Annotated in this window: 7 protein-coding genes; 6 read left to right on the top strand and 1 reads right to left on the bottom strand. The window is 51.7% G+C overall.

Annotated elements, in window-relative coordinates; translation table 11 throughout:
- From lysS to FE839_RS03430, 3 genes are all read left to right on the top strand, one after another.
- Positions 1 to 1,026: lysine--tRNA ligase (gene lysS / locus FE839_RS03440; RefSeq protein ID WP_138359172.1), on the top strand; the 1,026-nt coding region annotated here is incomplete at its 5' end.
- Positions 1,027 to 1,358: 332 nt separating this feature from the next.
- The gene (locus tag FE839_RS03435; RefSeq protein WP_138359170.1) at positions 1,359 to 2,582 is read left to right on the top strand and encodes an MFS transporter; all 1,224 of its coding nucleotides are present in this window, start codon (positions 1,359 to 1,361) and stop codon (positions 2,580 to 2,582) included.
- 377 nt (positions 2,583 to 2,959) lie between these two features.
- On the top strand, positions 2,960 to 3,991 hold the full coding sequence (locus FE839_RS03430; protein WP_138359168.1) for a Gfo/Idh/MocA family protein: 1,032 nt from the start codon (positions 2,960 to 2,962) through the stop codon (positions 3,989 to 3,991).
- Positions 3,992 to 4,036: 45 nt separating this feature from the next.
- Here FE839_RS03430 and FE839_RS03425 read toward each other — a convergent pair whose 3' ends face one another.
- Positions 4,037 to 5,044 carry a Gfo/Idh/MocA family oxidoreductase gene (locus FE839_RS03425; protein ID WP_138359166.1) on the bottom strand — a complete coding sequence of 336 codons (1,008 nt, stop codon included), beginning with the start codon at positions 5,042 to 5,044 and terminating at the stop codon, positions 4,037 to 4,039.
- 101 nt (positions 5,045 to 5,145) lie between these two features.
- Between FE839_RS03425 and FE839_RS03420 the strand changes: the two genes are divergently transcribed.
- The 3 genes from FE839_RS03420 (at position 5,146) to FE839_RS03410 (ending at position 9,288) form a co-directional block, all read left to right on the top strand.
- A complete protein-coding gene (locus FE839_RS03420) occupies positions 5,146 to 6,165 on the top strand; it encodes a LacI family DNA-binding transcriptional regulator (RefSeq protein ID WP_138359164.1) in 1,020 nt (339 codons plus the stop codon).
- A gap of 688 nt (positions 6,166 to 6,853) precedes the next feature.
- Entirely contained in the window at positions 6,854 to 7,777 is a 924-nt protein-coding gene (locus FE839_RS03415) for a sugar ABC transporter substrate-binding protein (RefSeq protein ID WP_138359162.1), read from the top strand.
- 26 nt (positions 7,778 to 7,803) lie between these two features.
- Complete coding sequence (locus tag FE839_RS03410) at positions 7,804 to 9,288, top strand: sugar ABC transporter ATP-binding protein (protein WP_138359160.1); 1,485 nt, start codon at positions 7,804 to 7,806, stop codon at positions 9,286 to 9,288.
- Positions 9,289 to 9,296 lie beyond the last annotated feature (8 nt).

The following is a 9,296-nucleotide window of genomic DNA, read 5'->3' as shown; positions in this document are numbered from 1 at the left end:
GCGCGCTATCGTCAGCGCTACCTGGACCTGATCGCTAACGATGGATCCCGCCATACCTTTAAAGTGCGTTCGCAGATCCTGGCGGGCATTCGTCAGTTCATGGTCGGCCGCGGCTTTATGGAAGTGGAAACTCCGATGATGCAGGTGATCCCCGGTGGCGCTTCCGCCCGTCCGTTCATCACCCATCACAACGCGCTGGATCTGGACATGTACCTGCGCATCGCGCCGGAACTGTACCTGAAGCGTCTGGTAGTTGGCGGCTTCGAGCGCGTGTTTGAAATCAACCGTAACTTCCGTAACGAAGGTATCTCCGTGCGCCATAACCCAGAGTTCACCATGATGGAACTCTATATGGCCTATGCGGACTATAAAGACCTGATCGAGCTGACCGAATCCCTGTTCCGCACCCTGGCGCATGATGTTCTCGGCCATACCGAAGTGCCTTACGGCGATGACGTTTTCGACTTCGGCAAGTCGTTTGAAAAACTGACCATGCGCGAAGCGATCAAGAAGTACCGTCCTGAAACGGATATGGCCGATCTGGATAACTTCGATTCCGCAAAAGCGCTTGCGGAAAGTATTGGCATTCACGTTGAGAAGAGCTGGGGTCTGGGCCGTATCGTGACTGAGATTTTTGAAGAAGTGGCGGAAGCGCACCTGATTCAGCCGACCTTCATCACCGAATATCCGGCAGAAGTGTCGCCGCTGGCGCGCCGTAATGACGTGAATCCGGAAATTACCGACCGCTTTGAATTCTTCATTGGCGGCCGCGAAATCGGTAACGGCTTTAGCGAGCTGAACGATGCGGAAGACCAGGCGCAGCGCTTCCAGGAGCAGGTGAAGGCGAAAGCCGCCGGAGACGACGAAGCGATGTTCTACGACGAAGACTATGTTACCGCGCTGGAGCACGGTCTGCCGCCAACGGCGGGGCTGGGCATTGGCATCGACCGTATGGTGATGCTGTTCACCAACAGTCACACTATCCGCGACGTGATCCTGTTCCCGGCGATGCGTCCGCAGAAGTAAGTCCCGGTGAAAATCTGGCCCCTTTGTTTGCAAGAACTTTGGGGCTTAAGTCTAAGAGACAATTTTAAATTGTATACATCAAAAATGTATTAGCTCAAACTTGACCTGACATTTTCACTTGTAGCACACAATTAAATCTGACAATTTGCTTCGAGCGAAAAACAGACGTTAAGGCTTCGATAATACTGCCTACTTTTTGTGGTACAGTGTTGTATCCGTTTCCGTGAGAGTAAGTTTTCCGATGTAGCGATTCTGTCTTCTAACAGTTTTTACTTTCCACATTGCCTGTCGGCTGTGTGGGCCTCTGTTATTTAAGATGAGAATCTTTCTGCATGAATACTTTACTGTTTGCGCTGATTTGCGCACTACGCAGCCACGATTGGCTGCGCTTCCTTGGTTTTGCCTATGTCCTGTCATCATTGGGTAATGGACTTACTCAGGTGATTGTTTTTGGACAACTTCTACACTGGCAGGCTTCTCCCGCGACTCTGACCATAATTTATATGCTGTCAATGCTGCCCAGTTTTATAGGGAGCATCTGCGGCGAAGCTCTGTGTAATAAAGTTTCACCACTCCGAATCCTGATTTTTACAGAGCTACTCGGCCTGCTTGCACTTGTTTTTCCGTTATATGGTTTGTTGCATCATAACGTTCCGGCTTTGCTTGCGGTGCAATGCTCGGAAGCGCTATTCAGCGGAATGAGTTATCCGGCTTTGACTCTGTTGTTTAAACGCGGATTACGGCATGACGAACTACCTGCAGCAACCGCCATGGAAACGATAATTTTTGCCTCACAGGTTTTACTCGGTACCGGATTGGGCGTTTTATTGTTCGACCTGATCTCCCCTTTAAATCTCCTCGCCATTGATGCCCTGAGCTTTGCCGCTTCCACTGTTTTACTTCTGACATCAGCCTCTGTTTTTCAGGTGATAGAACTGCAACCTGAAAAAACAGTGGCTGTCGCACAGAAGTTATTTTGGCGGTGTTTATCTCCATTGCAAAAAAGAAGCGTGGTGCTTTTACCTGCTCTTGCAGCTGTGGGCTCACCCGCAATGGCGCTTTTACCTGCTCTTGCGCAGGAAATCAGGGCTGAAGATTCAGCAGGGCTGGCACTTCCACTCCTTTTTGCGCGTAGCCTCGGACAACTCTGTGGCCCGCTAATGCTTGATGCTAGTAAATTGCAGCGCTATTCCGCTAATAACTGGATGTTGCTGGTATGCCTTAGCGGATACATTGGAGGTTATTTTTTATTACCTCTTTCTGCCGCATTTCCATACGCCGCGCTTATTATGATTTTCAGTGCACACATGGCTTCGAATATTGTGTTTGCTATAGGTACTTTCGGGGTGCTTAAAAACTTTGCAGAAACTCAGGTTGCCAAAGCCAGTGCAATTACATGGCGTGGACAGGTTCTGACCGCTGCTATTTCTACCGGGATAACCAGCGTGATAGCGCAGAACTTCGGTGCTTTTACTGCTCTTTACAGCATTTCTCTGTTCAGTCTGGGAGGTGTTGGTGTTTTGCTCTGGTTTAGCAGGGGGCACAGAAAAAATTAAAACGTTGGTATGTGTGGCATCGTAAATAAAGAGTAGGGAGCAGGTCTCTTCTCCACTAATACAAGGTCGGCTTCTGGCACAGGCTGTGTGAAAACTGCTGATCACTTTTTGGTACTAAGTAGTACTCAGATATGGCAAGAATCGAGTTTTTACACAACTTGGGCACAGAGCGGACTGTCAGGTTGGGTCCGGCTCTGTGCCGGAAGAGTGCCAGATCAGATCTGAGCTAATACAAGCTATCAGAACTATTCGCGACCGAACGATGCATATTTTGACAAACAATAAGTCAATGATGGAATTCCATCATAAATTCGTTACTCCTCCTCTTTAGCGCCTGCTTATAGTATCTGCGTAAAGATAAATAAAAAGGATCCGCTATGTTCCCGTCACAGTTACCGAAACCGCGCCATCATTCCGCGCAGGCGATCCCCTCGCTGCGTTGGGGGATTATTGGCCCCGGATGGATTGCCGAACGTTTTGTGAAGTCGCTAAAAGAGTACAGTCGTCAGCGTGTCGTCGCCGTGACTTCGCGGACGCAACAAAAGGCCGACAGTTTTGCCGCACGGTGGGGCATTGCCCAGGCTTATTCTCAGGTGGATGAAATGCTGGCGCGCCCGGATATAGATGCGGTTTATATTGCCACGCCGCATAACCATCACTTCCCCGATGGGCTGCGGGTATTACAGGCGGGAAAACATGTGTTGATTGAAAAACCTTTCGCGCTGAACAGGCGGGAAGGGATGGCGCTGAAGGCGGAAGCGGCGAAGCAGAGGAAGCTGGCGATGGAGGCGATGTGGTGCGATTATGCGCCAAAATATGACGTGATTCGCCAGTTGCTGGATGACGGTGTGTTAGGCGATTTGCATACGCTGCTCGCCGATCACGGCGAGTTTTTTACTCCGGATCATCGCATTTTTAATGCCGATCTTGCGGGGGGGCCAATGATGGATCTCGGCAGCTATCTGACCTCTTTCAGCGTGATGGTCGGTGGTACGCCGCAGGATATTATCGCCCGTGGCCGCCCCGCTCAGAGAGGCATTAACGGACAGATTTCGATGATATTTAACTGGGAAAACGGCTTACAGGCCTTACTGAACACCACGTTGTTCAGTAATACGCCTGGCGGCGCGGTGGTGGCCGGGCGCGATGCGACGCTGATCATCGACGGGCAATTTTATGCGCCGGGGAATTTTACCCTCGCCGCCAGCCAGGGCGGACAGGTTCTGCGTTGGGAGGAGCCGCGGAACCGTTACGATCAGCTATTTTATCAGGCAGAACATTTTGCCTGGTGCGTCGGCAGGGGTGTGACGGATTCGCCGATTCGCCCGTTATCCAGGGTGCTGGAAAATCTTAACGTGATGGACGAAGTGCGACGGCAGGTTGGCGTTGTATTTAACGAGGAGCGCTGACAGCGCAGAGCAATCCCCGTATGCCTGACTGCATACGGGGATTTTTTACGCCAGTTGTTCAACGTTAACAAATTGCCCCTTTTGCAATGAGATGACGGCGGCTTCGGCGATAGCCTGCGCCTGCAAACCGTCGAGCAATCCCGGCAGATCGGGTACCGCTTCCCCGTGTAATGACCGGACAAAGGCATCCAGGTGCCGATAGTACGAATCTTTGACGCGGCTGAACCAGTCGGGATACAGGCCGGGCTGAATGCAGCGCTCTCCTTGCCATAGCGTCACGCTGCGGGATGTCTGACTCCCGGACTCTATCACGCCATCCGGGCCAAGCAGGCTTATGCGCTCATCATAGCCGTGGCCGGTGCGCCGGGTATTGTCCAGTTGCGCCAGCGTGCCGCCGCGCATCCGTAGCAGTAAAATTGAGGTGTCGACATCGCCAGACTCAGCGATCTCCGGCTGCGCCAGCGCGTCGCCCATGGCGGCGACGGTTGTCACTTCATCGCCGGTAAGAAAACGCAGCAGATCAAAAAAGTGAATCGCCTGGTCACGCATCTGTCCGCCACAGCTTCGCAGATACTCAAGCGGCGGCATCACCGATGCCCGGCACACCATCTGTACCAGCTCGATTTTACCGATAATGCCCGCCTCAAGCTGGCGGCGTAGCTGCTGGTGGCTGGCGTCAAAGCGGCGGTTAAAACCAACGGTAACCGGCACGTTAAGCGGCAGCACTTTGCTGACGACATCGCGTGCGCGGGCCAGGGAAAGATCGATCGGCTTCTCGCAGTAGACGGCTTTCCCGGCGCGGGCGGCGGCCTCCAGCAGCTCTGCATGTGAAGGTGTTGAGCTGGCGATCAGTATTGCATCAATGGTATCGCAATTGATGGCCTCCGCGACGGTTGCCGTTTGTGCTCCGTAACGGGAGGCCAGCGTTTTCGCTCGCTCGGGATCGATGTCCGCGACCAGAGCAAGACGGGTTTGTTCATGGTGAGCAAGGTTAGCGGCGTGAACCTGGCCGATAAAGCCGCTGCCTAACAACGCAAAACGAATACAGCGCATTTTCTTCTCCGGAATGAGGGATTTGCCGTTGCAAAAGTAATCCGTTTGCTACACTGACCGACACAGGCGTTTTGATGGATTTCCATCATCTGAGAGGAACGATGAAAAGCATTTCGCTGGAACAGTTGGCTAAACGGATTGGCGTCGGCGTGGCGACCGTTGATCGGGTGCTTAACGAACGCGGCGGCGTGTCGCCGGAAACCACGCGCAGGGTGTTGCAGGCTGCGCGTGAGGCGGGGCTGAAGCGAATTTTGCCGGAAGAGCGGCGTCTTCCCTGGCAAATTGAAGTTTTTCTGAGTAGTAACGACTCGCGTTTTTTCTCCCGTCTGACGCAGGATTTCGCCGAGGTGGCGGACACGTTTGGTTATCGTCGGCTAACGTTGTACCGCACGCTGGTGGCGGAATCGCAGCCAGAAAAGCTGGCGAAAAGCATTATCCGCAGCAGTAAAACGCGCCATGCGATCGTGGTATTTGGCAATGAACATCCGCTGGTCTACGAGGCATTGTGCCACTGCCGCGAGGCGAATGTGCTGGTCATTACCCTGGTGACAGACCTTCCTGACGCGCAGAGACTCTGTCACGTAGGGATCGATCAGCGGCAGGCGGGGCGCACCGCAGGCATGATGATGGGACTGATGACGCATCGACCCGGAGAAGTGATAATGCTCAGAGGACGTCAGGACTTTAGCGCGCATCGTTCGCGAATTCAGGGATTTCGTGAGGTGATCAGCCAGCGTTTTCCTCATTTACAGCCAGGAGAGGTACTGGCGGGGGAGGACAACCGGCAGCAAATTGAGCGTTTGCTGGAGGCGGCGCTGAACCGTGGCGGCGATGTGGCTGGCATCTACAATACCGGTCTTGGCAATACGCAGGTGGCGCAGGCGCTGGCTCGCCACCGACGCTACGGCGAGTGCTGCTGGATTACCCATGAACGATACGGTACCACCCGCGAACAACTGGCACGTGGCGGGCTGGCGCTAACGATCGATCAAAACCCCCGCCAGCATGCTCAACTGGCTGTGGATCTGGCCCTGCGCCACCTGGAAACCGGTTATCAACCGCATCTCTTTCATGACGGAAAGGTCGAATTCATCCTTTATAGTGCGGAAAACGTGGACTGAACGTTTCGGGGCCACGTTGCGGATACCCTGAAATTTGTCGCGTCAAATTCCCTGATGCGGCTTAGTTAACGCGGCGTCACCCATTTTTGTGGCTGGTTGAGCGGTCCGGTTAATCGGTGGTTTTGGCAAAAGCTTGATGTGGTTGCAGGCCTGACAACATCGTCGGGTTTTATGGGCGACAGCGCCTGGAGAGCTATCGCCAGACTTCCCCGAAAGAAGCGCTCCCCGCAGGTAAATGATACAGAAGACAACACCGATGACTCGCTTAACCGATCGGCATTCGTCAAATTTCCCCCTTTTAGACCGTTGTTGATAATGGCACTCCTCCCTTCAAACCGTCGTCTGCCTCTCATTTTTTGCGCATTTATGCGTCAATGTTAGATGTGTGTCAAAATTTTGTTAATGCGCGGTTTTAAAATTTTCATTTCAGTTATTTAATTATAAAAGTTTCATGTTTGACATTAATGAAATAAATAATCTGAAATTTTTCATCCATAACAAATGGACTGATGTTTTAAAAACTACTCAAAAATAACTTTATTTTGTGATTTCCGTCAAAAACAGAGCGCTGTACCGCGAGGGGACTTTTTCGTGGTGCTGAAAAAACAGGCGTTTAAAACGATATTAATGAAATTAAATTTTCATTTTACCTTACCTAACCGATGTACCTGTGAATAAAGGATCAACTATGAATATCAAGAAAACGGTTGTTGTCTCTTTAATGGCCTGCATGTTGCCAGCGGTTGTGATGGCGAAAGATATTTCGATCGGTGTGTCTATGGCGGTATTCGATGACAATTTCCTGACTATTCTGCGTACCGCAATGCAAAAAGAGATGCAGAAAGAGGGGGTTAAATCGCAGGTGGAAGATGCCAAGGGCGATGTCTCACAGCAGTTACAGCAGGTGCAGAATTTTATTGGCCAGGGCGTTGATGCCATTATCGTCAACCCGGTAGACACCGATGCGGTGAAACCGATTATGGACCAGGCCACTAAAGCGGGCGTTCCGCTGGTCTTTGTTAACCGTCGTCCCCAGGCGCAACTGACCGACAAAATGGCCTATGTCGGCTCCAATTCCGTACTGGCGGGACGCTTACAGATGGAAGCGTTAGCGAAAGCGATGCACGGCAAAGGCAACGTCGCCATCCTGCTCGGCGATCTGGCGAATGAATCGACCCGCGACCGGACCAAAGGGGTTGAAGAGGTGGTGGCTAAATACCCTGGTATCAAAATTGTGCAAAAACAGACGGCGAAGTTTATTCGTAACGATGCCGTTGACGTGGTCAGCAACTGGATGACCAGCGGCGAAGATATTCAGGCCATCGCCTCCAACAATGATGAAATGGCGATTGGCGCGCTGCAGGCGTTAGGCCGGAACCCGAATCATATCCTTGTCGCCGGGGTGGACGGTACCCCCGATGCGCTGCAAATGCTGAAAAACGGCAAAATGATCGCCACCATCTTCCAGGATGCGAAAGGGCAGGGCGAAGGCGCAGTGGAGGCCGCCGTGAAGCTGGCCAACGGCGAGAAAGTGGAAAAAATCATTGATATTCCTTACCAGCTGATCACCAAAGACAACATGGCTGAGTTTGTGAACCGCAACCAGAAATAATCGTTCAATGGTACGGAGGTAGATGCATGAACGCTTTTGCACTTGAAGCCGAAGGTATCAGCAAATTCTTCCCCGGCGTGAAAGCGCTCGATAACGTCTCATTACGCGTGCGCCCAGGGACGGTGCATGCGTTGATGGGCGAAAACGGTGCCGGGAAATCGACGTTAATGAAATGCCTTATCGGGATCTATCGCCCCGATAAAGGGGCGATCCGTATTAAAGGGGAACCGGTCCAGTTTCAGGATACGATGGATGCATTGCGAGCCGGGATCTCAATGATTCACCAGGAACTTAACCTGGTGCCGCACATGACGGTAGCGGAAAATATCTGGCTGGGTCGTGAGCCGATGAAATACGGTTTTGTCGATCATCGTCAGCTTAACCGCCAGACTCAGGAACTGCTGAATAAACTGAATATCCGTTTATCTGCCGAGCGGCTGGTGGGGGATTTAAGCATCGCCTCTCAGCAGATGGTGGAAATTGCCAAAGCGGTTTCGTGGAACGCCGATATTGTGATTATGGATGAACCGACTTCAGCTTTAACCGAAAGCGAAGTGGCGCACCTGTTTACAATTATTCGTGACTTACGCCAGCAGGGAAAAGCCATCATCTATATCAGCCATAAGATGGATGAAATTTTCACGATTACCGATGAAATTAGCGTATTTCGCGATGGGACCGGGGTCGGCAGTAAACAGACCGCGGAATTTACCCGTCAGTCGCTTATTACCCAGATGGTCGGACGGGAGCTGACCCAGCTATTTCCCAAATTTAATAACACCATCGGCGAAGAGGTGTTAACCGTTCGTAATTTGTCACGTAAGGGGGTGTTTCACGATATCAACTTTAACGTGCGACGCGGAGAAATTCTTGGCGTCGCGGGTCTGGTGGGAGCCGGGCGCAGTGAAGTGATGGAAAGCCTGTTTGGAATGGAAAAAGTCGACAGCGGCGAGGTGCTGATTGACGGTATCCCGGTCACGATTGATTCTCCCTCAACGGCGATTGAAAAAGGCATGGCGCTGTTGACCGAGGATCGTAAAAAATCCGGTCTGTTCCTGGTGTTATCGGTACTGGAGAATATGAGTATCGTTAAAATGCCGGAATATATTGGTAAAACGGGTTTTGTTCAGCACCTGAAAATGGCTGAAGATTGCATGGAGCAGATCCGCCGCCTGAATATTAAAACGCCAACGATGGATCAGATTATTAATAACCTCAGCGGCGGTAATCAGCAAAAAGTGCTTATTGCTCGCTGGCTTTTAGCTCAGCCAAAAATATTAATTCTCGATGAGCCGACGCGCGGTATTGACGTCGGCGCGAAGGCGGAAATTTATCATTTGATCAGCGAACTGGCGAACCGCGGCGTGGCGGTGATTATGGTTTCGTCTGAATTACCTGAAATACTTGGCATGAGCGATCGGGTGATGGTCATGCATGAAGGGCGTATTACTGGCATTCTTGATAAAGAGGATGCCGACCAGGAAACCATTTTGTCGTTGGCATCCCACTGAGGCACAAA

It is taken from the genome of Klebsiella indica, assembly GCF_005860775.1.
In the GTDB taxonomy this organism is placed as follows: Bacteria; Pseudomonadota; Gammaproteobacteria; order Enterobacterales; family Enterobacteriaceae; genus Klebsiella; species Klebsiella indica.
This window is presented reverse-complemented; position numbering and strand designations above follow the sequence as displayed.

Coding starts and splice junctions, on each gene's coding strand:
- FE839_RS03425 (WP_138359166.1), bottom strand. CDS start 5,044: ATGCGCTGTATTCGTTTTGCGTTGTTAGGCAGCGGCTTTATCGGCCAG.
- FE839_RS03415 (WP_138359162.1), top strand. CDS start 6,854: ATGAATATCAAGAAAACGGTTGTTGTCTCTTTAATGGCCTGCATGTTG.
- FE839_RS03420 (WP_138359164.1), top strand. CDS start 5,146: ATGAAAAGCATTTCGCTGGAACAGTTGGCTAAACGGATTGGCGTCGGC.
- FE839_RS03410 (WP_138359160.1), top strand. CDS start 7,804: ATGAACGCTTTTGCACTTGAAGCCGAAGGTATCAGCAAATTCTTCCCC.
- FE839_RS03430 (WP_138359168.1), top strand. CDS start 2,960: ATGTTCCCGTCACAGTTACCGAAACCGCGCCATCATTCCGCGCAGGCG.
- FE839_RS03435 (WP_138359170.1), top strand. CDS start 1,359: ATGAATACTTTACTGTTTGCGCTGATTTGCGCACTACGCAGCCACGAT.